Genomic DNA, 21,454 nt, shown 5'->3' with positions numbered 1-21,454 from the left:
GTGGCGGCGACCAGCTCGTCCAGGTCCCCGGCCTCGTACGCCTCCGGGCCCAGCGCGGCCAGCGTGCCGCGCACCCGCAGCAGCAGCGCCACCGCCCGGCCGGTCTCGCCGACCGTGCCCGGCGCGCCGATCAGGGCGCCGGCGGCGGCCCGTACGGTCGGCAGGTCCCGCCCGCGCAGCTCCGCGAGGACAGTCGAGGCGGCCCGCGCCTCCTCCGGGGTGCCGATGGTGTCCACGGCCGCGTACCAGGCGTGGGTGTCGGCTGTGAGTGTGAAGCCGCCGAGGTCCGCGTAGCTGCGCAGATCCTCCCGCAGTTCGGGGGACAGGTCGGTGGGGTGCAAGGAGGGTGCGGTCATGTGAGGTCCGGTTCCAAGCGAGGAGGGCTACGAGGGCTACGGCGGCGGCGCAGAACAGCCGCGAAAGCCGACTGGCATCGGCCTACCATAAGGCCGCCCCCCGAAGCAGCGCACGCGCCCCGGCGGCCCAAGCCGTCCCGCAAGGCCCAGAAGGCCCACGGGAACCGCCCGGGAAGCCGCCGCGAAGCTCGCGGGAAGAGCTCAGGGAGTCAGAACCAGGCCATCAAGGCCTGGGCCGAGGCCCACATGGACGATGTCCTGGCCTCCCGCGCCGCCTACGACACTGCCTCAGCCGACGCCCAAGCCGGCTGAGCCGTCAGGTCCAGGCGCCAGTCGTTGCAGCGCAGCGGATTCCCCTTCGGGTACTCGAAGTCAATCTCGCCCAGCAGCTCGAAGCCCAGCCTCGGGCAGATCCCGTTCGACGGCGGATTCCCCACCGACGGAAACGCGTGCAGATATCTGTGCCTCCCCTCCCCCGCTGCCCTCGCGATCGCCGCCTCCCCCGCCGCCACCGCGATCCCCCGCCCCTGATGCCCCGGCAGCACACTCCACCCCGTCTCGTACACCGTCTCCCCCCGCCACTCCGTCTCCCAATACCCGATGCCCCCCACCAGCTCCCCCTCCGGCACCAACGCCACCCCGAACATCCGCCCCGTCCCCTTCCCCTCGATCCCCGCATAGCGCCTGTGCCGCGCCACCACCTGCTCATCGCTCTCCGGGCCGCCCAAATGCGTCATCATCTCCGGCGCATTGATCCTCCGCTGCAGCTCCAGAAACCGGTCCTCATCCACCCACGGCTCAATCCGTACGTTCGTCTTCTCCATGCCTCCCTCGTATCACCCCCCACCGACAACCGGCCCCCGCCGGGTAAGCAATCGGCTCACCGCGCCGCCGTCCTCGTCGATGAGATCCCGGACGTCGATGTAGCCGAGGCCGCGCAGCAGGGCCAGCGACGCCGCGTTGTCCGGGTCGACGGTGGCGTGGACCTCCGGGAGGGCGGGGGTGTCGAGGCCGTGGGCCGTGACGGCGGACGCGAGCTCGGTGCCGAGGCCGCGTCCCCAGACGTACGTATGGCTGGAGCTCCAGACGGGGCGGCTTCAAGATCGGAGTCACGGCGCCGAAGCTACGCTGGGGACGGTTCCGCGCCAACGGATTTGCTGGGCGGCTGACGTTGAGGAATGGGTGAAGGATGAAGCTGCGCTGTGCCGTGCTCGACGACTTCCAGGGTGTCGCGAAGACGATGGCGGACTGGAGTCCGGTCGCCGACGCAGTCGAAGTGGTCAGCTTCGCCGAACACTTCGCGACGGAGGAGGCACTCGCCGACGCGCTGGCTGACTTCGACATCGTCGTGACGCTGCGCGAGCGTGTCGCCTTTCCGGGGTCGCTCATCGGCCGGCTGCCCCGGCTGAGGCTGCTGATCGCGTCGGGGATGCGCAATACGTTGATCGACTTCGAGGCCGCCCGCGAGCACGGGGTGACGGTGTGCGGGACGGACAGCTCGTTGACGCCGCCGATGGAGTTGACGTGGGCGTTGGTGCTGGGGCTGGCGCGGGGGATTGTGGCGGAGGCGACGGCGCTGAGGGAGGGCGGGCCGTGGCAGAGCACAGTGGGGGTGGATCTGGAGGGGCGGCGGCTGGGGGTGCTCGGTCTGGGGAGGATCGGGCGGCGGGTGGCGGAGATCGGGAAGGCGTTCGGGATGGAGGTGGTGGCGTGGAGCCAGAACCTCACGAAGGAGCGGGCGGACGAGGTGGGGGTGGGGCTGGCCGCGTCCAAGGAGGAACTGCTGGGGAGCGGTGACTTCGTGTCGATCCACCTCGCGCTGAGCGACCGTACGCGCGGTCTGCTCGGGGCCGCCGAGCTGGCGCTGATGAAGCCGACGGCCTACCTGATCAACACCTCCCGGGCGGCCATCGTCGACCAGGACGCACTCATCGCCGCGCTCCGCGAGGGGCGGATCGCCGGGGCGGGCATCGACGTGTTCGACGTCGAGCCGCTCCCGGCGGACCACCCGATGCGCGGCGTCCCGCGTCTGCTGGGGACGCCGCACCTCGGTTACGTGTCGGAGAACAATTACCGTACGTATTACGGCCAGGCGGTCGAGGACATCGCGGCCTTCCTCGCGGGCGAGCCGATCCGCCGTCTTACCGCTTGACCAGGCGTACGGACAGGCCTGTGGCCGTGTACACCGGGACGGCCCGGTAGCCGTCGGCGTCGACCGTGATGGTGCCGACGTGGCCCTGCAGGCGGCGGGTGTGGATCACCCGCACCCTGGCGCCGTGGCTGGGGGCGGGTCAGCGGCGAGGCGGAGGGCGAGAACGCTGTCCTTGGCGAGGACGACGGAGCGGGCGACGGTGAGCGGGGCGTCGCCGTCACCGCCACCGCCGAGGGACGCATCCACGACGGCCCCGGCCGACTGGGCGCGCCGGAGCTGAACGCATCCACCCCGAACGGCGCTCGGTTCAGACCAGCACCTTCTCCAGCGAGGAAAGCGCTGACTCCAGCTCATCCCGCATGATGGTCAGCGGCGGGGCGAGGCGGATCGTCGAGCCGTGGGTGTCCTTGGCGAGGATGCCTTCGCGCATAAGGCGTTCGCTGATCTCGCGGCCCGTGCCGAGGGCCGGGTCGATGTCGACGCCCGCCCACAGCCCGCGCGCCCGGTACGAGGTGACGCCCCGGCCCACCAGAGCGGCCAGCCCGTCCCTCAGGACCTCGCCCAGCTCGGCCGCCCGGCGCTGGAACTCACCGGTGGCCAGCAGCCCGACCACCGCCGAACCGACCGCCGCCGCCAGCGGGTTGCCGCCGAAGGTGGACCCGTGCTCGCCGGGCCGCAGCACCTCCAGCACCTCCCGGCGCGCGACGACCGCCGAGACCGGCACGATGCCCCCGCCGAGCGCCTTGCCCAGCAACAGCACGTCGGGCAGTACGGATTCGTGGTCGACGGCGAGCGTCCGCCCCGTACGCCCCAGCCCCGACTGGATCTCGTCGGCGACGAAAAGGCACCCGGCGCGGCGCGTCAGCTCCCCTATGCCCGTCAGGTAGCCGTCGTCCGGGATCAGGACCCCGGCCTCGCCCTGGATGGGCTCGATCAGAACGGCCGCCGTCGTCTCGTCCACGGCCGCTTCGAGGGCGGCGAGGTCGTTGTACGGAACGCTGCGGAAGCCCGGTGTGAAGGGCCCGAAGCCGGCGCGGGCGGTGGGGTCGTCGGAGAAGCCGACGATGGTGGTCGTACGGCCGTGGAAGTTGCCGTCGGCCACGACGATCGTGGCCCGGTCGGCCGGGACGCCCTTGACCTCGTAGGCCCACTTGCGGGCGACCTTGATGCCGCTCTCCACGGCCTCGGCGCCGGTGTTCATCGGCAGCACCATGTCGAGGCCGGTCAGCCCGGCCAGGCCCTCGGCGAAGCCGGCGAGGCGGTCGTTGTGGAAGGCCCGGGAGGTGAGGGTGAGCTGGTCGAGCTGGCGGTGCGCGGCCTCGATGAGGGCGGGGTGGCGGTGGCCGAAGTTGAGGGCCGAGTAGCCGGACAGCATGTCGAGGTAGCGGTGGCCCTCGACATCCTCGACCCACACGCCCTCGGCGCGGGCGACGACCACAGGGAGGGGGTGGTAGTTGTGCGCGAGCACCGGTGCTTCGGCGCGGATCAGCTCTTCGGACGTACGGCTCATGAACGGATCTCCTGGGTGCAGCACTTGATGCCTCCGCCGGCCTTGTGGAATTCCGACAGGTCGACGGGGACGGGGACATAGCCGCGGTCGGCGAGCTGGTCCATGAGACCAGCGGCCTGCGGGGCGACGAAGACATGACGTCCGTCCGAGACGGAGTTGAGGCCGAACGCCATCGCGTCCTCCCGCGTGGCGATCACCGCCAGCGGATACAGCCGCTCCAGCACCTCCCGGCTCCCGGCCGAGAAGGCCCCCGGGTAATACGCGATGTTGGTGTCGTCCAGGGCGAACAGCGCCGTGTCCAGGTGGTAGAAGTACGGGTCCACGAGCTGCAGCCCGATCACCGGCACCCCGAAGAACTCCTGCGCCTCGCGGTGCGCCTCCGGTGTGGTCCGGAAGCCCGTCCCGGCCAGGATGAACCTCCCGGCGGCCACGAGGTCGCCCTCGCCCTCGCAGACCGATTCCGGCCGGTAGACGTCGTAGCCGGCCGCCTTGAACCACGTCTCGTACGCGACCGACTCCGGCCGCCGCTGCGGCGCGTGGAAGTACGACCCGAAGACCCGCCCCTCCACCACCAGTGCCGCGTTCGCCGCGAACACCATGTCCGGCAGGTCCGGCTCGGGCCGCACGGTCTCCACCGTGTGGCCGTGCTCGCGGTAGGCCCGGACCAGGCCCTCCCACTGCCGGCGGGCTAGGCCGGTGTCGACCGGCGCGTCCTGACTCATCCAGGGATTGATGGCATACCGCACGTCGAAGTGGTCCGGCTCGCAGACCAGATAGCGCCTTGGCATGCCCTCAACGGTAGGAAGTGAGGCCCAGGCCCCACAAGAAAGGAAAGCTGCGCGTGGGCGCAGCTTTGCTGCGCAAAAAGCCCGGTCAGCGCAGATCTGCTGCGCTCTCCCCGAGACCCTCGGGCGCCGGTTCACGCGCCCCTGCCTCCGCGCTGTCCGGCAGCAGATGGGACAGCACCAGGTAGCTCATCGTCTTCCGGATGAACGGCTCGGCCCGGATGCGCTCCAGCACCTCCTCGAAGTGCTCGACATCCGTGGCCCGGACGTGCAGCAACGCGTCCGCGCCCCCCGTCACCGTCATGGCCGCCGTGATCTCCGGATGGTTGCGTACAACCTCCGCCAGCCGCCTCGGCGGCGCCGCACCCTCGCAGTACACCTCGACGTACGCCTCGGTCCGCCACCCGAGCGCCGCCGGCCGGACCGTCGCGGTGAACCCGGTGATCACCTCGTTCTCCCGCATCCGGTCCACCCGGCGCTTGACGGCGGTCGCCGACAGGCCGATGGCCGCGCCGATCTCCGCGAAGCTCGCCCTGGCGTTCGCGATCAACGCCGCCACGATCTTGCGGTCCAGCTCGTCGAACGGCGCGGCCTTATTGCTCATGACCGGTGATCCTTCTCCTCCGACCCCGGGTACGCAATGTCCTGACTTCTGCCGGAGGCAGGGCCTAGCTCCAGCCCCCCATGAAGTCACCGTTGAGCTGGGCGGAGCAGATGTTGTAACCGCCGCTGGCGTGCCCGGACTTGGTCTGCCCGTCGATGGTGACCGAGCAGTGGATGTCGCCGCCGCCCTGCAACTGCGCCGTGATCGCGTTGCGGCGGCTGCGACGGCACATGCGGTGGAGTTGCCCAGGTGGGCTGCCGGCGCGCGCTCAGCGCGTGGTGCCGGACGCGCTCGGAACGGAGGAGGCAGCCTTGCTCGTCGGCACCGGTCCCCGGCTCGGGAAGGTCGCGGTGACATCCGAGGTGGGCTTGGTCGTGCGGGGAGCCGCGCTCGCGTCTGGCGTTGGGGAATCCGGCCTCGGGTCGGGCGGGGCGGTGGGGGTGGCGGCGGGTGGGACGAGCGGGGGCGCCGCCGGGGGATGGGTCGTGGGGATCCCGATGAGGTACGTCGGCAGGGCGATGGCCACCGCCGCCGCGACCACGAGGCCGCCGCCCACGGCCGCGCGTACCCGCCGCCTGCGGGCCGCGTCGCGGCGGATGCGCACGAAGGAACCGGGCGGTGCCAGCAGGGTCTCGCCGCCGGGCCGCATCAGCGAAACCAGCAGGTCGTCGTTGCGGAAGTCGTCCGCGCCCTCGGGACCCTCAACGTGTCCGATCAAGGTCCCGGTCTCCTCCCAGCTTGGCGCGCAGCAGCTCCCTGGCCGCGTGAAGATCGGCCTTCACTGTGCCCTCCTTCCGTCCCGTCAACGCCGAGACCTCCCGGACCGGCAGGTCCGCGTAGTAGTGGAGCAGTACGGGCGTACGCAGCCGCTCGGGCAGCGACTGCACCAGAAACCGCATGGAGTCGCCGGCGGGTTCGCCCTGGTCCCGTACGACCGCCTCCGTGGTGGCCCGGCGCATCGCGCGACGTTCGCGTTCCAGTTTCCGCCAGTGGTCACGGACCAGGTTGGCCGCCGTGACGTAGAGGAACCCGCGCGGCTCGTCCACCCTGGTCCAGCGCGCCCAGAGGCGGGTGAACGCCTCGGAGGCGATCTCGTGGGCGGTGCCGTCGTCGTCGACGAGACGGCGGCACCACCCCGCGAGGCGTGGATAGAGGTCGGCGAACAGTTCGGACGCCGCCGCATCCTTCGCTCGGCTCAACGGGCTCCCTCGTGTGCGGCGGCCAGGGAGGCGTACACGACCACGTTGTCACGGTAGCCGCCTCCCCCACTGATCCGGGGGCCGCCGCAGGTGATCAGCCGCAGCGCCGGGTGGCTGACGTTCCCGTACACGGCGTCGGTCGGGAAGTGCGACTTGGCAACCGTCTGCACCTTGTCCACGGTGAACTCCGCCGAGGCCCCGTCCTGGAGCCGCGCGACAATCCGGTCTCCCGGCTTCAGCCGCCCCAGGTGCATGAACACCCCGTCGCCGTATTGACCGACGGTCACATGCGCCAGGATCACCGACGGGCCGACCTGACCGGGCGTCGGCGACCCCTGGTACCAGCCCGCCGGCGAGTTCTTCTCGATCGGCGGCACCTCTACGGTGCCGTCCGCCGCCAGCCCGAGCCGCATGACCGGCGTGTCGACCCCGATGCCCGGAATCTCCAGCCGCACCGGCACCGACCGCGCGAGCGCACGCGGCGTGGCCGAGCCGGTGGCCGCTTGCGTGCCGGACGTCCCGGACGTCCCGGCTGCCGCCGGTCCGTGGTCGACCCGCACCCCGGTCCCGGAGGCGCACCCGGCCAGCAGCACTGCGGCAACCAGTACGGTCAGCAGCCGCCCGGCGCCCTCGGCTGCCGCAGCCATGATTCCCCGCAAGAGTCAGCCCCGGACCTTGGACCTACGCCGCATGACGACCACTCCGGCTCCCCCGAGGGCCGCCGCCGCCCCCAACGCACCGGCGACCACTGTTGCGTTGCTCCCCCCAGCCGTCGGAACCCCGGTGTCCGGCGCCCCCTCCGGCACCGAGCTCACCTGCCCGGGGGCTTTCGTCGCCACCGGAGCCGTTGTCGGCTTGTAGGACCGGCTCGGCTGCGACGTGCTCGCGACAGTCGGCACAGCCGAAGGGGCCGCACTGGCCGGCGCCTTAGTGGGAGACGGCGACGACCCGTCAGCAAGCGCGGGCCCCGCACCGAGCAACAACGCGGCACAGGCCAGGCCAAACGAAAGCAAGGGTTTCTTGCGCATGTACGGCTTCTCTCTCGCCTGCCCGCCGCCACAGCCGACGGCGGGCTCTGTTGTGATCGTGCGGAGAGACGAACCGGCCCCCGGCCCAGGTTGTAAAGGAATGGCAAACTCCAGAAGCCCTGGCCACTGAGCTCCTGTCAGTCCTGCTGGAGACCTTGTCGGTATCCGGAAGATCCGACTTTGATGTGTGATCCGGCTGAGGACGGCTCGTGTTGGGTCGTCCGCTCACGCACCGCTCCACGCGGTCAGCCACTCGGAGCAGACTCCGGGGCACACCGCGTGCCCGGGCTTGACGTTACGACGGGCTGCCGGGGCGGACCGTGAGGTTGACCAGCCGCTACGAAGGCCCCGCGCTCACCGAGCCGGGGCCTTCGGCATGTCACAGGCCTGTCACACCCTCCACACCCCACAACCCCGCCCTGCCAAAGTGGCCCAACACGCCACAACCCCAAGGGGACGACATGGGATTCATCAACGACGCCAAGGCCAACAACGCTGGCGCAGATGCACGCAAGGCCCGCGAGAGGGGCCAGCAGGTACTGGTCTACAAGTTCATCGAGGCCAACTCCAACAGCAAGCTCACCGCCCCCATGCTCGGCATGGGCGAACAGATCCAGGCCGTCGAAGCCGAAGGCTGGGCCCTCGCCAACATGGCCGCCGCAGAAGGCAAAGCATTCACCGGCGAACGCGTCGCCCTCGTCTGCCTCTTCCGCCGCACTGCCTGACACGCCACCACCCCGGCCCGGCCGCTGCCCCGAGCGGCGCCGGGCCGACGCATGCCCAGGAGGTGAGGCATGGCCGGCCGTGCCGACCTCACCTCGCACGCGTTCCGCAAAAATCGGCGCAGCTCAACTGCCCGTCCCTCGCCTCGCGTCATACGGTCCCGTCGGATCCCGTCGGTTCCCGTATAAAGGCGTTCGGGCCAGCACTGGCAGCAGGAAGGGCCCCCGACCCGCAGGTCAGAGGCCCTTCCGAACACCCCCAACGCTACGCCGAAACCGCCCCGTTGTCAGCAGCAGCGCGTGCCGTAGGACCGTCCCCATCCAGAATTTGGCTTCTCGGATCCCGGACAGCCCGAAGGCCGGCGCTTGTGGCGAGCGCCGACCTACTGGTCTCGCCACTGCGAGCTCGCCGGCGGCCAGGCCGCAGGCCCTACTGCAGCTTCTTGTCAATCCAGTTGTGCTGGACCTCCTCCTGCTGCTGCTTGTTCTGGTCGTCCCGGATGGTGTAGCGCGAGTTTTGACCACTGCCCTCGACTTGCTGAATTGTGCCCTGCCGCTTCTGGTTCGACCGCTGATCCCGCCACTCGACCCTGTCGCCCTTCTTGAAGGTGCCCGTCTCGGTTGCCATTGCGAAACTCCAGTTCTGTGGGGGGCCGGTCGGCAGCTGCCGACCGGCCTGGGCGCCGCTGTCGCGCGCGTCGGCACCAGCAAGCGATGCAGGCGCCAGGACCAGCGGAGCAGCCCCAACAAACTTCGGCAAACGCTGCGAGGCATCCGGCGGACAACCACCACCCGAACGTCCGCACGAGCGAACCGCGGGATTGGTGGCGCTGCGCCAGAACTCGGCGTCCGGCCGTACTCATCCCCGACGCCGGCCCCCAAGCCCAAGGTCGACCTGTCCAATGTCGTCCGGGCAGTGCACGACTACCCCCACCGCCCGGCCGTCGACAGCGTGAAGGCCATACAGAAAGCCCTCGCCGCAGAAGGCCTCTACAAGGGCACCGTCGACGGAGTGGCAGGCCCGAAGACGAAGGCCGCCTACGCCGCCTGGCAGCGCCACCTCGGCTACTCCGGCACCGCCGCCGACGGCACCCCCGGCAAGACATCCCTCACCAAGCTCGGCAACGCCCACGGCTTCACCGTCGTCGCCTAACCCCTCCTCGCAGAACGGAACTCCCCATGTCCACTGACGCCAAGCCCACCGCGCGCACCGTCCTGCAGACCGCCCTCGGCCTGGCGGTGCTGCTGCCGGGCATCGTGTCGGCCTCCGCCATCCCGGCCGCCCTGCCCTGGGCCGTCGGCGCCCTTGCCGTCGCGGGCGGCTTCGCCCGGGTGATGGCGCTGCCCGGCGTGCAGAAGCTGGTGCAGTCGTGGCTGCGCACCGACACCCCGGCCGGGCAGTGACCACTTCTCCGGCCGATCCAGGCGTGTACATCAGGTCGGCGCAGATGTACCAGGAGGTGAGGTCGATGCACGACGCGGTGTCCCGGGTGGAATCCAAACTCGACCAGATCCGTGACGACAGCAAGGCCTTCCAGATGGAGCTCCAGGACCACGAGTAGCTCTGGCAGAGTCGTGATCGGCGGTGCCGCGTGATCCTCCGTGGCGCGACTCCGGACCGCCGGAGGCTGGAAGCATACTGCCGGATCCAGCCCAGAGTGGCTTGTGCCGCGCCGTCCGCTCACGCATCGCTCACGCGTTCCCACCCTCCACCAGGACCGTCCCGGCCGCAGCCTGATCGGGTACTCCGTTGAACCCCAGCAGGACAGAATCTGTCGAAGTACAGTTAGACAGAATTAGTCGAAGTCAGCATGTACAGGAGTCTTCGTGACTGAAGAGCTGATCAAACCTCGGGGGGTCGTCGACCGCGACCGGGAGTGGAGACTGCTGACCGACTTCGTCACCGATCCCTCCCCCTCCATGCGGCTGGGCATCGTTTCCGGGCGCCGACGGCATGGCAAGTCGTACCTGCTGCGGGCCCTCACCGAAGCAGTCGGCGGCCTCTATGTCACCGCTGTCCGCGAGGAGGGACGCCTCCCCGCGCTCCAGCGCTTCACCGAGGCGATCGCCGCACACGCCGGCCTGCGACCGGGCACCCTGCAGCTCACCGACTGGCGGCAGGTCCTGAGCAACGCCCTCGACGTCGTCGTCCGACAGGCCGCCTCCACCCCGCTCCTGGTCATCGATGAATTGCCGTATCTGCTCCAGCACTCCCCCGAGGTACCCGGCATCATCCAGCTGCTCTACGACGAGCAACAGCACGTCCGCAGCCATGGCAGCGACCCGGGGCCGGGCCCACGGCTCATCCTCTGCGGCTCGGCCATGAGCGTCATGCACGAACTGCTCTCCGGCACCGAACCACTGCGCGGCCGAGCCGTCATCGACCTCCGGCTCGGCGCCTTCGACTACCGCACCAGCCGCGACTTCTGGGCCGTCGAAGACCCCTTCACCGCCCTGCACGTCCACGCCGTCCTCGGCGGCGCCCCCGGCTACCAGCCCATCGCCGCCCGCCCCTCACCGGGCGACGACTTCGACCGCTGGCTCACCAGCACCGTCCTCGACCCAGGACGAGCGGTCTACTCACGCACCGAGACCGAGTATCTGCTGCGCGAGGATCCGCGGATAACGCAGTACACCCTCTACTACGACATCCTCACCGCGATCGCGCAGGGCGCCACCACGCCCACCAAAATCGGATCCGCCCTCGGCCGGCAGCGCAACGCCGTCGCTCACCCACTCGACGTCCTGGAATCCACCGGTTACATCCAGCGCGAACAGGACATCCTCCGGCCCCGTCACCCCGTCATCACCCTCAATGACCCCATCATCCGATTCAACCAGCTGATCACCCTCCCCCAAGCCGACACAGTCGAGCAGGGCTTCGCCGAGCAGGCCTGGCAAGCCTCCACCCCCACCTTCAACTCCAAAATCCTCGGCCCCCACTTCGAAGACCTCGCCCGCGCCTGGACCCGCCGCTTCGCCCACACCGTCCTCCCCGACGGACTCCCCGGACCGGTCGGCACCACAGAAGTCCCCGACCCCGCCGCCCGCACCAAACACGAGGTCGACGTCCTCGCCCTCGCCTCCGGTGAGCGCCCCCAGGCCCCCCGCGCCCGCATCGCACTCCTCGGCGAAGCCAAGGCCACCGCCGCCCGCCGCGGCACCGGCGACCTCCAACGCCTGGAACACATCCGCGCCCTGCTCACCGACCAGGGCTACGACACCTCCGGCACCGCCCTCGTCCTCTTCTCCCTCCACGGCTTCTATCCGGATCTCGTACAGCTCGCCGCCCATCGCGACGACCTCCTCCTGGTCGACCTGCCTGCTCTCTACGGCACCGGCCCGGTACACGGCGCCGCGACATGAGCCACCCGAATGGATCAGCACTCCGGCCGGACCGCTGAAGCCCAAGAACCCGGGGTTGTCCGCAATATCCGTTAAGGGTGATGCGTTCGCTTGGCGCACCCTGGCGAATGGTGGCGAATTCGGAGCCCCGCTCAAAGGGGAGGCACGCCCACCGAAACTAGCTCTGCCAGGGGAACGTCGCCCTGCCCACCACCTTGCGCTGTCTTCGTCGGGGTAACCCTTCGCGCGCCGAAACACAGGGTCGGGCTGCTCCCTCTCGCGTTGCTCGGGCCGGGCAACCAGGCACATCAAAGGCCGCTGAGACAGAGGAGACAGGCCCATGGTCGGCCCCGTTGATGCGCCGTGCCGCCCGTGATCGATTTCCTGATGCACGACATCGCAGGCAACTACCTTGCCGGGGTCCTGCTTGCCGCGACAGCCCTGGGAGGGCGACGCATCCGGAGCATGCACCAGCGGCGGAACACCCGACATCAGGGCGTTGTCGAAGACGTCACCTTGATGACACCAAGGAGCGAGGCACATGACGGACAACGCTGCAGCCCCCGCGCCACACCGGCCGGGGGCTGCTGCATATCCGGAGCAGCTCCTTATCCGGACTATCCGGACGGTCCAACGCGCGCGTGACGTGCGCGCGGCCATGGCTGCGCGGCTTCCAACCGAGCCGCTACCAGCGGCGCCACCTGTCGCCATCAGCAGCCGCGAATGGCTTACACGGGTTGCCGGGCCCAAGTGAGTGATTGACGATCTAGAAGAGCGCTTCCGGCGTCGTGATCGTCTGTCGAATTCCACCTGTTCCGTTGGCGTCAGACTGGCCGGCTGTGGCTTACGCGCGCACTCAGCGTCGAACGCGTAAGGAGGTACGCAGCGGCGCACGAGAGCGCTCGACTCCCCATCCGAAAACTACTGTAGGAGAGTCATGTTCCGAATGCGACGCGAGGGTGGAAGCACCGGCCGTATACGCAGCAACTCGCAAACTGGAACAGCCGCGAGACGGCGGACGAGCCGCAGGATCGCCCTCGGGGCGCTCAGCCTCTTGCTTCCCCTGGCGGCCCTGTCGACAGGATCGGCCGCAGCCAAGTCGGACAGCCCCCTCGGTCTGCCCGCGTACTCCTCGATCCCGCGGAACCTGCCCGCAAGCGTCCTCAGTTGGGGCTTCCAGGTGACCTCGACCAGTGAGGTGGGCGACGAGGTGGAACTGGCCCCCGGCCTCATCATCCGCCCCCGCGTCCTGGACTCGGTACGGGTGGTGATGTCCAGCTTGGCCTGCCAGAGCGGACGCTGGAACACCAGTAACTGCGTGTCGGCCCGCGGCTCATCCTTCACACACCCCCTGACTGTGAACGTCTACGCGGTGGACAACTCGACCAGCACGCCCAAGCCCGGCGCCCTGCTCGCCACCCGCACACAGACAACCAGAATCGCGTACCGGCCCTCGGCCGACCCCACCCGCTGCACCGGTGCCAACGCCGGCAGGTGGTACGACTCGCACACCCAGACCTGCAACGCCAGCATCGCCCAGACCGTCACCTTCGACGTCCCCGGAAGGGTGAAGCTGCCCCGGCAGATCATCTGGACCATCGCCTACAACACCACTACCGCTGGGTATCACCCGATCGGTGCCGCTCCCTGCGTCACCTCCGCCCCCGGCTGCCCCTACGACGCCCTCAACGTCGGGATCCAGACGTTTCCAGGGGCGCCGTATGTCGGAACCGATGTCGACCCCAACGGTGCCTTTCTCAATTCGAGTGTCGGCTCCATGTACTGCGACGGCGGCATGGGAGGTACGGGCACGCTCCGGCTCGACACTAACAACACCGGTACCTGTTGGACCGGTAACACGCCGCTGGCCGAGATCAACACCAGATTCCTCTGATCGAACCACCCCGGCTCGGCAGTAGGCCGCCTCTTTGCCTGAGCGGATCCGCGGCTCATCGCCTCAGCCCACCACGTTTTCGCTGACACGCACGACGAAGCCCCTGCCCGGATCGTTCGGGCGGGGGCTTCTTTGCGTTCCGGGCCAGGCTCGCGCCGGGGTGGTCAACTCTTCACCACCTGCAACATGACGGCCCCGGGGGCGGACGTGCGCACGCCTCCCGGGGCCGCTGCCCGCGTCTCCCGCCACCAGGGGCGGGGTGGCACACCTCGGGGGGTGCCGTACGCGGGCGTAGGAGGGGCGCCGCCGTTCGCTCGGGGGAACCATGGCAGCGCCTCGGCCTCAGGAGCGGCTGGAGTGGGGCGCGGCGTGGACGGACACCGGGAAGGTGTTCACCCGTGAGGACGGGACCTGGTTGCACCCCCAGAGCGTGTCGGCCGCCTTCCGCCGCATCTACTAGGCGGCCGGTCTCCCGCCGATCAATCTGCGGGACCTGCGCCACGGAGCGGCAACCCTGATCCACGCGGGGGGCGGCGATCTCCACACGATCAAGGAGAGGCTCCGGCACGGAACGATCACTCTGACCTCCGACACGTACACGAGCCTGCTGCCGGAGATCGACCGAGAGGTGTCCGAGGCCGCCGCGAAACTCGTGCCCCGGGCTCACCCGAAGGCTGTTGGTGACACAGCCGGGCTCACTTCGGGCTCACCTACGGCCAAAAACGAAGGTGCGCCCCGGGCGACGAAAGCCGCCCGGAGCGCATTCACGCAGGACAGCGGTGGCGAGACCGACTTGCCTGCGGGTAGGCCGTGTGGGACTCGAACCCACAACCAATGGATTAAAAGTCCACTGCTCTGCCAATTGAGCTAACGGCCCGCACACCGCAGCATAGCCGGAGGTCGGCACCGACTCCGAGCGCACTGGGGTTCAGGGGGTGGCAGGATCGCGGCCATGGTGAAAGATCAGCAGCCCGTGGCCCTGGTGACGGGGTCGACGTCGGGGATCGGCGAGGCGGTCGTGCGGCGGCTGGCGGCGGACGGGATGCGGGTGGTCGTGCACTCGGGCCGCAGCCGGGAGCGGGGCGAGCGGATCGCGGCGGAGGTGGGCGGGAGCTACGTGCAGGCGGATCTGGCCGACGAGGCCGAGGCACGGGCGCTGGTGGAGACCGTGCTCGCCCGGCACGGGGGACGGCTCGATGTGCTGGTGAACAACGCCGGGATCAGCCGGCCGATCCCGCACGCGGATCTGGCCGCCGCGACGCCCGAGGTCTGGCGCGAACTGCTGGAGGTCAACCTCATCGCGCCCTGGGTGCTGTGCACGGCGGCGTTGCCGGCGCTGCGCGAGGCGCCCGGCGGCGGGGCGATCGTCAATATCACCAGCCACGCCGGCGTACGGCCGAAGGGGTCGTCGATCCCCTATGCGGCGGGCAAGGCCGCGCTTAACCACGTGACCCGGCTGCTTGCCGCCGCCCTCGGTCCGGCCGTTCGGGTGAACGCGATCGCGCCGGGGCTGGTGGACACCCCGATGACCCAGGACTGGGCCGACGCCCACGAGCTGTGGAACGAGCGGTCGCCGATGCGCCGCCCGGCGCAGCCCGAGGACGTCGCGGACCTGGTCGCGTCCGTGATCGGGAGTACGTATCTGACCGGCGAGGTGATCGTCCTCGACGGCGGGCTCAACCTTCGGTAGACGAAACGGGCGGAGTCTTCATGAACCAGTGGCGGGCCGAGACGAACCACCACGTCGCCGCGAAGCCCAGGACTACAGCCACCGCTACCGGGGCGTAGTTGAAGCTGTTGACGTTGACCGGACTGAGCTGCGGCAGCATGAACAGCACGGTGATCACGACGACCCAGGCCACCGCCAGCACGCCGATCGGGCGGGACCAGCGGCCGAGGTGCCAGGGGCCGCGCTCGAAGGCGTCGCCCTTACCGAGGCGGAGCAGGGTCGGGATGACGTACGCGATGTACAGCCCGATGACGGCGATCGAGGTCACGGCGGCGTAGGCGGTCGCGTTGATCAGATACGGCAGGCCGAGGACGAGCGCGCCCAGGGCGGCCAGCCACACCGCGTTCGTCGGGGTCTTCGTACGCGGGTTGATGTGCCGCCAGACGCGGGAGAAGGGCAGCGCGCCGTCCCGCGAGAAGGCGTAGATCATGCGGGAGTTGGCGGTCACGGACGCCATGCCGCAGAAGAGCTGCGCCCCGATCACCACCAGCAGGAGCAGCTTGCCCGCGGTCGCGCCCAGCCCATCGATGAGGATCTGCGCCGGGGGCACGCCGGTCGGGCTGCTGAGCGTGTCGTGGTAGTCCTGGATCGCGTACGTGAAGCCGAGCAGCAGCACGAAGCCCGCGATCCAGGAGATCCAGATGGACCGTACGATGCCGCGCGGCCCGGCGGTGGCGGCGTCGTGGGTCTCCTCGGTCATGTGGGCGGAGGCGTCGTAGCCGGTGAAGGTGTACTGGGCCATCAGAAGGCCGAGCAGGACGACGTAGAAGCTGCTGCCCCAGCCGGTGTTGTTGACGAAGTGGGTGAAGACGAAGGACGTCGACTGGTGCTTGCCGGGTACGAAGGTGAGCGCGCCGACGATCAGCACGACACCTATGACGTGCCACCACACACTGATGTCGTTCAGTACGGCGACGATCCGCACCCCGAAGGTGTTGAGCGCGCCGTGCAGGACGAGGATCGCGGCAAAGAGGAAGATCGTGTGACCCGGGGTCGCCGTGAACCCGAACTGCAGGTCCAGGTAGGCGTTGAGGAAGAACGCCGCCCCGAAGTCGATGCCCGCGGTGACCGCCACCTGCCCGAGGACGTTGAACCACCCCGCGAACCACGCCCACGCCGCCGCGCTGCGCGGGGGCGCCAGCTTGTGCGCCCAGTAGTAGAGACCGGCGGAGGTCGGGTAGGCCGAACAGATCTCGGCCATCGCCAGGCCGACGATCAGCGTCATCAGGCCGACCCCGACCCAGCCCCAGGTGATGACGGCGGGACCGCCGGTGTTCATGCCGAAGAGGTAGAGCGTCAGGCAGCCGGAGAGCACCGAGATGATGGTGAACGACACAGCGAAGTTGGAGAACGCGGACATGCGGCGGGCCAGCACCTGCGTGTAGCCGAGCTGGCGGAGGCGCTCCTCGTCGGAGAGGGCCTTGGGCGCTTCGGACGCGGGCTTCGCGTCGGATTGGGGCGCTGTCATGCCCCCAGCAATTCCCTTGCCGGGGGCGTGACATGCCTCACAGTGGTGGCCGGAAGTGGCTAGAACAGCCCCTTGTAGCCCTTCCAGCCCGTGGCGATCTTCTTACGGCCCCCGAAGGAGCCCTTGCCGTCGCCGTTGTAGCGATAGAGGTTCCCCGACGTGTCGCGGGCGACCAGGTCGGCCTTGCCGTCCCCGGTGATGTCGCCGACCCCGACCACGGCGTTGTACGACGAGCCCCAGCCGGAGGCGATCTTCACCCGGCCCTTGAAGCCGCCCTTGCCGTTGCCGCTGTAACGCCAGAGCACGTTGGCCTTGTCCTGGGCGACCAGGTCGCCGTAGCCGTCGCCGTTCAGGTCGCCGACGCCGACGATCTTCTTGTAACCCGCCCAGTTCGAGGCGACCTTCACCGGCGAGGAGAGCTTGCCCGCGCTGGTGCCCTTGTAGAGGTAGACAGCGCCGTTGGACGACTTCCGCGCGATCAGGTCGGCGCGGCCATCGCCGGTGATGTCCCCGGGGGAGGTCAGGACATTGAACTGGTTGAAGCCCGTGCCGAGCTTGACGTGAGTCGTGCTCGGCTTGAGCGCGCTGCCACAGCCTCCGTTGTAGCGGGTGAGGGTGCCCGAGCTGCTGCGTACGAGAACGTCGTTGCACTCATCACCGTTCGTGTCGCCGAACGGCACGACCAGGGACGAGGCGGGCCAGCCGGTTCCGGTCCTCTTGCCGTCGAACGTCCCCGTGGCGGAGCCGTACTGAATGGACAGACCACCGGAGGAGTTCAGGGTCAGCAGGTCACCGATGCCATCCCGGCCGAAGTCATGCCGAACGGCGGCGCCCTTGTAGAAGGTCGCCTTGCCGGTCCTGACCAGAGCGGGGCCGGTCCCGTCGGCCGGCTGGGCGGTGAGGGTCCAGGTGTACGAGCCGTTGGGGGCCAGGGCTCCGGTACTCGTACGGCCGTCCCACTCGGCGACAAGGTCACCGCGGGTCACTCCGCCGGTCACCGTGTCGACGGTTCGACCGAGGGAGTCGCGCACGGCGAGTTTCCAGCCGGAGGCGGGCTTGCTGAGCTGCCATGAGCCCCAGATCGGCCCGTAGGGGGTCGCCCGGTCGACTCCGGGATCCGTGCGGGACTCCAGGGCCGCGAGATTCTGCGTGGACACGCCGGGGGCGATGTGTGGATCCGCTGTTGCGCGTCCGCGTACGCGACATCGCCGCCGTACTCGTCCACGCTCCAGGTGATGCCCCGGTCGTCGTCAAGTGCGCCTTTGGGGAGATCGGCGAGGTCGCGGGTGGCCGCGGTACCCGAATGGAAGTCGGTCAGCACCAGTTTGCCGTTGGTGGTGTCGTGCCGTACGAGGTAGCCGTCGCCGACGAGCGCCTCGCCGGAGGGCACCGCGGTGCTCTTCTTGGCCGTACGGTCGTACACGCCGGCCACGCCCGTCGGGCCACAGGACCAGTACACCCAACGGCCGACCGCCTGCAGTTCGGACGGCACGCACGGCGCTCCCGTGGCGAGGGGGGCAGCTGTCTTGTTCGTCTTCAGATCGGTCGAGACGATCTGGCCGGAGGTGGAAGTGACGGTCCAGAGTTGGGTGCCCCAGACGGAGGCGGCGGTGACGGATCGGGTCTTCAGAACGTTCGTGGCGTCTCCCTGTCCGGTGTCGCCGATGTACTGCTTCGCGGAAGAACCACCGTTGGCGATGACGTACCGGCCTGAGCCGTCCAGCACCTGGCTGCCCGTCGAACCGAGTGTGATGGCGGAGTAGGCGTTCGCGCTGGTGGCGTTCGGCACGTGGACGCCGTCGCCCTCGGCGTCGACGAAGGCGACGCGGCCGTTGCCGAGGCCCTGCAACTTCGCGCACGCCACGCTGGGTGAGCACGTCTGGACGGGACGTCGACGACGGCTCGGCGCGTCGGCGCTGCGAATTTGTGAAGCCCCCCGGCTGTCTTGTCCCCCACGCGAAGTGTCAAGAGCATAACAGCAGCCCCACCGGCCACAGAAGTGAACAAAAAAGGAACAGGCCCGGTAGATGCGCTGCATCTACCGGGCCCAACTGCTCATTTACGGTCAGCCGTTGCGCTTCCACCGCGGCTTGTCGTCACGGCGGCCGAAGGAGCCGGTGGCGGTGCCGGAGCCCGGGCCGGAGGCGGCGCTGGGGCGGTGGTCGTCGCGGCGGCCGTAGGGACGGCGGTCGTTGGTGTCACGGTCGCGGTTGAAGGACGAGGGGCGGTCGTCGCGGCGGTCGCGGCTGACGGGGCGGTCGTAGGAACGGCCGGCGGGACGCTCGGCGGGACGGTCGTCGCGGCGGTCACGGGTGTTGTACGCCGGGCGGTCGTCGCGGCGGCCGTACGAGGGGCGCTCGTCACGGCGCTCGTAGGAACGGCCGGCGGGACGCTCGGTGGGGCGCTCGTCGCGGCGGTCGAAGGAACGGCCGGCGGGACGGTCGTCACGGCGGCTGTCCCGGTTGTACGAGGGACGGTCGTCACGGCGTCCGTAGGAGGGACGGTCGTCGCGGCGGCGGTCGTAGTTGCCCCGGTCGTCGCGGCGCTGGAAGGAACGCTCCTGGCGCTCCTCGCGGGGCTCCTCGACGCGCTTGGGCTGCTCGGGGATGGCGGCGAGGGCTTCGGCGGCCTCGGCCTGGGCGGTGGCGACGGCCTCGTCCGGGTCGTCGCCGCGCTCGCGGGCGGCGCGGGCGGTGAGGCGGTCGGCCTCCTCGCGCAGCTCGGCGGCGCGGCGCTGGAGGCGCTCGAGCTCGCGGGTGAGTTCGGCGACCTCGCGCTCGGCCTGCTGGGCGGCGTTGCCGGCCGCGTCAGCCTGGACGTCGGTGAGGGAACGGGCGCCGGTGATCTTGGCGACGTCCTCGTCGAAGGCACCGCCGCCGCCGATGATGTGGCGCGAGGCGTCGACGCCCGCGTCCTCCATCAGGCGGAAGATCTGCTTGCGCTGGTGCGGCAGGGCCAGGGAGACGACCGTGCCGGACTCGCCGGCGCGGGCGGTACGGCCCGAGCGGTGCAGGTAGTCCTTGTGGTCGGCGGCCGGGTCGACGTTCAGGACCAGGCCGATGCCGTCGACGTGGATGCCGCGGGCAGCCACGTCGGTGGCGACGAGCACGTTGACGTAACCCGCCTTGAAGTCCTCAAGCGTGCGGGTGCGCGCGCCCTGGGTCATGCCGCCGTGCAGGGCGTCCGACTTCACGCCGGCCTCGCGCAGCTGCTCGGCGACGCGGTCGGCGCCCATCTGGGTGCGGACGAAGATGATGGTGCGGCCCTTGCGGGCGGCGATGGCGGCGGTGACCGGCGCCTTGTCCTTGGGCTTCACGACCAGGACGTGGTGGGTCATCGTGGTGACGGCGCCCTGGGCGGCGTCGACCTCGTGGGTGACCGGGTCCTTGAGGTAGCGCTTGACCAGGGTGTCGATCTCGTTCTCCAGCGTGGCGGAGAACAGCAGACGCTGGCCGCCCTGCGGGATCTGGTCGAGGATCTCGGTGACCTCGGGCAGGAAGCCCATGTCGGCCATCTGGTCGGCCTCGTCGAGGACGGCGATCCGGACCTGGTCGAGGACGCAGGCGCCACGGTCGATCAGGTCGCGCAGCCGGCCGGGGGTGGCGACGAGGATGTCGACGCCGCGCTCGAGGGCGTAGATCTGGTTCGACATCGAGGTGCCGCCGCAGACGACCTTCATCTTCAGGCCGAGCACGTCACCGTACGGCTGGAGCGCGTCCGCGACCTGCATCGCGAGCTCGCGGGTCGGGGTGAGGATGACGCCGCGGGGGCGCTTCTTGTCGGTGTGGCCGCCGGAGAGCAGGGTGAGCAGCGGCAGACCGAAGGAGAGGGTCTTGCCGGAGCCGGTGCGGCCGCGGCCGAGGATGTCGTTGCCGGACAGGGCGTCCGGGATGGTCGCGGCCTGGATCGGGAAGGGGGTGGTGACACCGTTCTGCGCCAGTTTGCGCACGATCGCGTCGGCGAGGCCGAGGTCGGCGAAGGTGACGGTGGGGGTGGTGTCGGTCGCGGCGTCGGCCGTGGTGTCGGCGGCGGCCGCGGTGTCGATCGACTCGTCGATGGGCATGACGGAACGGTCGGCAGTGTCAATAGACATGCTGAAGCTAAACCTCTCGGAGACTCGGCACGCGCCAGCTCCGCAGGTTGCTTACAACCGCCTCGATGCGGTCAGCCACAGGAGAAAAGGAACGCGCCAACGTGGCGCGTTTCCTCTCTTGCTGATCAAGAGAGTGCAGTGGCGCCGGGCAATGGGATCAAACGATCTACCAGCATACGCATGATTGGCCGCATTGGCCAATTCAGTCGATCGGCCCCACCGGGGGCTGCTCCTCGGCCCCCGCCACGGACGGCGCGCTGGACGGCGAAGGGGTCGCGGAATCCCCGGAGGAGGTCGGCGACGGGTCGGGGTGGCTCGGCGATTCGGAGGGCGGCTGGGCCGACTCGGACGGCTTGGCCGAGGACGGCCGGGCAGACGGCTTCCCACCCCCCGAGGGCTTCCCGGACTCCCCCGGCCCCTGCGTGGGCCCCGGCACCGACTCCTGCGCGCTCGCCGACGGCGACCCGGACGCCGTGCCCGTACCGGAGGCCGAGGGCGTCCCGGCCGCCGCGGCATGCCGGCCGCCCGGCAGCCGCAGCCCGCCGTCCGACTGCCCGCCGCTGGTGCCG

General features: G+C 69.8%; 25 protein-coding genes, 1 tRNA gene and 2 pseudogenes. 10 read left to right on the top strand and 18 right to left on the bottom strand.

The window, feature by feature from the left end:
* The 3 genes and pseudogenes from EFK10_RS41470 to EFK10_RS41460 form a co-directional block, all read right to left on the bottom strand.
* A partial coding sequence (locus tag EFK10_RS41470) for a hypothetical protein (protein ID WP_164836364.1) occupies positions 1-356 on the bottom strand: 356 nt, incomplete at its 3' end.
* A 275-nt stretch (positions 357-631) separates the two neighbouring features.
* Complete coding sequence (locus EFK10_RS41465; protein WP_127360821.1) at positions 632-1,180, bottom strand: GNAT family N-acetyltransferase; 549 nt, start codon at positions 1,178-1,180, stop codon at positions 632-634.
* A gap of 12 nt (positions 1,181-1,192) precedes the next feature.
* Positions 1,193-1,414: pseudogene (locus EFK10_RS41460) on the bottom strand (GNAT family N-acetyltransferase); the annotation flags it as partial.
* Between the two features lie 131 nt (positions 1,415-1,545).
* On the opposite strand from EFK10_RS41460, the gene EFK10_RS41455 reads away from it, so the two are divergent.
* Positions 1,546-2,508 (top strand): D-2-hydroxyacid dehydrogenase family protein, encoded by a 963-nt coding sequence (locus EFK10_RS41455; RefSeq protein WP_127360820.1) that lies wholly within the window; start codon positions 1,546-1,548, stop codon positions 2,506-2,508.
* Here the strand turns inward: EFK10_RS41455 and EFK10_RS52425 are convergent.
* The 9 genes from EFK10_RS52425 to EFK10_RS41425 form a co-directional block, all read right to left on the bottom strand.
* Positions 2,498-2,623 carry a hypothetical protein gene (locus tag EFK10_RS52425; protein ID WP_265737600.1) on the bottom strand — a complete coding sequence of 42 codons (126 nt, stop codon included), beginning with the start codon at positions 2,621-2,623 and terminating at the stop codon, positions 2,498-2,500. The two genes, EFK10_RS41455 and EFK10_RS52425, sit on opposite strands and share 11 nt — an antisense overlap.
* Positions 2,614-2,754 (bottom strand): hypothetical protein, encoded by a 141-nt coding sequence (locus EFK10_RS48160; RefSeq protein ID WP_164836362.1) that lies wholly within the window; start codon positions 2,752-2,754, stop codon positions 2,614-2,616. Before EFK10_RS48160 ends, EFK10_RS52425 begins: the two co-directional genes overlap by 10 nt.
* A 61-nt stretch (positions 2,755-2,815) precedes the next feature.
* Complete coding sequence (gene rocD, locus EFK10_RS41450) at positions 2,816-4,018, bottom strand: ornithine--oxo-acid transaminase (RefSeq protein WP_127360819.1); 1,203 nt, start codon at positions 4,016-4,018, stop codon at positions 2,816-2,818.
* Positions 4,015-4,806: a dimethylargininase gene (ddaH, locus tag EFK10_RS41445; RefSeq protein ID WP_127360818.1), complete on the bottom strand. Its 792-nt coding sequence runs from the start codon at positions 4,804-4,806 to the stop codon at positions 4,015-4,017. Before ddaH ends, rocD begins: the two co-directional genes overlap by 4 nt.
* Before the next feature lie 85 nt (positions 4,807-4,891).
* Entirely contained in the window at positions 4,892-5,407 is a 516-nt protein-coding gene (locus EFK10_RS41440) for an Lrp/AsnC family transcriptional regulator (RefSeq protein WP_127360817.1), read from the bottom strand.
* Positions 5,408-5,471: 64 nt separating this feature from the next.
* Positions 5,472-5,639: a hypothetical protein gene (locus tag EFK10_RS48155; protein ID WP_164836360.1), complete on the bottom strand. Its 168-nt coding sequence runs from the start codon at positions 5,637-5,639 to the stop codon at positions 5,472-5,474.
* Positions 5,640-5,675: 36 nt separating this feature from the next.
* Complete coding sequence (locus EFK10_RS41435; protein ID WP_127360816.1) at positions 5,676-6,125, bottom strand: hypothetical protein; 450 nt, start codon at positions 6,123-6,125, stop codon at positions 5,676-5,678.
* The gene (locus tag EFK10_RS41430) at positions 6,109-6,606 is read right to left on the bottom strand and encodes an RNA polymerase sigma factor (protein WP_127360815.1); all 498 of its coding nucleotides are present in this window, start codon (positions 6,604-6,606) and stop codon (positions 6,109-6,111) included. Before EFK10_RS41430 ends, EFK10_RS41435 begins: the two co-directional genes overlap by 17 nt.
* Positions 6,603-7,253, bottom strand: coding sequence for a class F sortase (locus tag EFK10_RS41425; protein WP_127360814.1), 651 nt, complete (start codon positions 7,251-7,253; stop codon positions 6,603-6,605). The genes EFK10_RS41430 and EFK10_RS41425 overlap by 4 nt, the downstream gene beginning before the upstream one ends.
* Before the next feature lie 842 nt (positions 7,254-8,095).
* Here EFK10_RS41425 and EFK10_RS51485 point away from each other — a divergent pair.
* Complete coding sequence (locus EFK10_RS51485; protein ID WP_240677792.1) at positions 8,096-8,359, top strand: hypothetical protein; 264 nt, start codon at positions 8,096-8,098, stop codon at positions 8,357-8,359.
* Between the two features lie 427 nt (positions 8,360-8,786).
* Here EFK10_RS51485 and EFK10_RS51480 read toward each other — a convergent pair whose 3' ends face one another.
* On the bottom strand, positions 8,787-8,984 hold the full coding sequence (locus tag EFK10_RS51480) for a hypothetical protein (protein ID WP_240677791.1): 198 nt from the start codon (positions 8,982-8,984) through the stop codon (positions 8,787-8,789).
* Positions 8,985-9,272: 288 nt separating this feature from the next.
* Between EFK10_RS51480 and EFK10_RS51475 the strand changes: the two genes are divergently transcribed.
* The 6 genes and pseudogenes from EFK10_RS51475 to EFK10_RS53845 form a co-directional block, all read left to right on the top strand.
* A complete protein-coding gene (locus EFK10_RS51475) occupies positions 9,273-9,509 on the top strand; it encodes a peptidoglycan-binding domain-containing protein (RefSeq protein ID WP_240677790.1) in 237 nt (78 codons plus the stop codon).
* Between the two features lie 26 nt (positions 9,510-9,535).
* Positions 9,536-9,760 carry a hypothetical protein gene (locus EFK10_RS41410; protein ID WP_127360811.1) on the top strand — a complete coding sequence of 75 codons (225 nt, stop codon included), beginning with the start codon at positions 9,536-9,538 and terminating at the stop codon, positions 9,758-9,760.
* A gap of 23 nt (positions 9,761-9,783) precedes the next feature.
* Positions 9,784-9,918, top strand: a complete 135-nt coding sequence (locus tag EFK10_RS52420) for a hypothetical protein (RefSeq protein WP_265737599.1) — start codon at positions 9,784-9,786, stop codon at positions 9,916-9,918.
* Positions 9,919-10,276: 358 nt separating this feature from the next.
* A complete protein-coding gene (locus EFK10_RS41405; protein WP_407647245.1) occupies positions 10,277-11,722 on the top strand; it encodes an AAA family ATPase in 1,446 nt (481 codons plus the stop codon).
* A gap of 1,033 nt (positions 11,723-12,755) precedes the next feature.
* Complete coding sequence (locus EFK10_RS41400) at positions 12,756-13,595, top strand: hypothetical protein (protein ID WP_127360809.1); 840 nt, start codon at positions 12,756-12,758, stop codon at positions 13,593-13,595.
* Positions 13,596-13,953: 358 nt separating this feature from the next.
* A pseudogene (locus EFK10_RS53845) lies at positions 13,954-14,259 on the top strand (tyrosine-type recombinase/integrase); the annotation flags it as partial.
* Between the two features lie 140 nt (positions 14,260-14,399).
* Here EFK10_RS53845 and EFK10_RS41390 read toward each other — a convergent pair.
* Positions 14,400-14,472 (bottom strand) — tRNA-Lys (locus tag EFK10_RS41390).
* Positions 14,473-14,547: 75 nt separating this feature from the next.
* Between EFK10_RS41390 and EFK10_RS41385 the strand changes: the two genes are divergently transcribed.
* Positions 14,548-15,285: an SDR family NAD(P)-dependent oxidoreductase gene (locus EFK10_RS41385; RefSeq protein ID WP_127360808.1), complete on the top strand. Its 738-nt coding sequence runs from the start codon at positions 14,548-14,550 to the stop codon at positions 15,283-15,285.
* Here EFK10_RS41385 and EFK10_RS41380 read toward each other — a convergent pair.
* From EFK10_RS41380 to EFK10_RS41370, 4 genes are all read right to left on the bottom strand, one after another.
* On the bottom strand, positions 15,272-16,792 hold the full coding sequence (locus EFK10_RS41380; protein WP_127360807.1) for an amino acid permease: 1,521 nt from the start codon (positions 16,790-16,792) through the stop codon (positions 15,272-15,274). The genes EFK10_RS41385 and EFK10_RS41380 overlap by 14 nt on opposite strands.
* Before the next feature lie 59 nt (positions 16,793-16,851).
* Positions 16,852-17,823 (bottom strand): FG-GAP-like repeat-containing protein, encoded by a 972-nt coding sequence (locus tag EFK10_RS41375; RefSeq protein WP_240677793.1) that lies wholly within the window; start codon positions 17,821-17,823, stop codon positions 16,852-16,854.
* On the bottom strand, positions 17,787-18,656 hold the full coding sequence (locus EFK10_RS51470) for a hypothetical protein (protein WP_240677789.1): 870 nt from the start codon (positions 18,654-18,656) through the stop codon (positions 17,787-17,789). The genes EFK10_RS41375 and EFK10_RS51470 overlap by 37 nt, the downstream gene beginning before the upstream one ends.
* Positions 18,657-18,857: 201 nt before the next feature.
* Entirely contained in the window at positions 18,858-20,885 is a 2,028-nt protein-coding gene (locus tag EFK10_RS41370; RefSeq protein WP_127360805.1) for a DEAD/DEAH box helicase, read from the bottom strand.
* A 353-nt stretch (positions 20,886-21,238) separates the two neighbouring features.
* On the opposite strand from EFK10_RS41370, the gene EFK10_RS41365 reads away from it, so the two are divergent.
* Positions 21,239-21,454, top strand: a 216-nt coding sequence (locus EFK10_RS41365) for a hypothetical protein (protein WP_322973464.1), incomplete at its 3' end; no start/stop codon positions are given.

It is taken from the genome of Streptomyces soli, assembly GCF_003999195.1.
GTDB classification, from domain to species: Bacteria; Actinomycetota; Actinomycetes; order Streptomycetales; family Streptomycetaceae; genus Actinacidiphila; species Actinacidiphila soli.
This window is presented reverse-complemented; position numbering and strand designations above follow the sequence as displayed.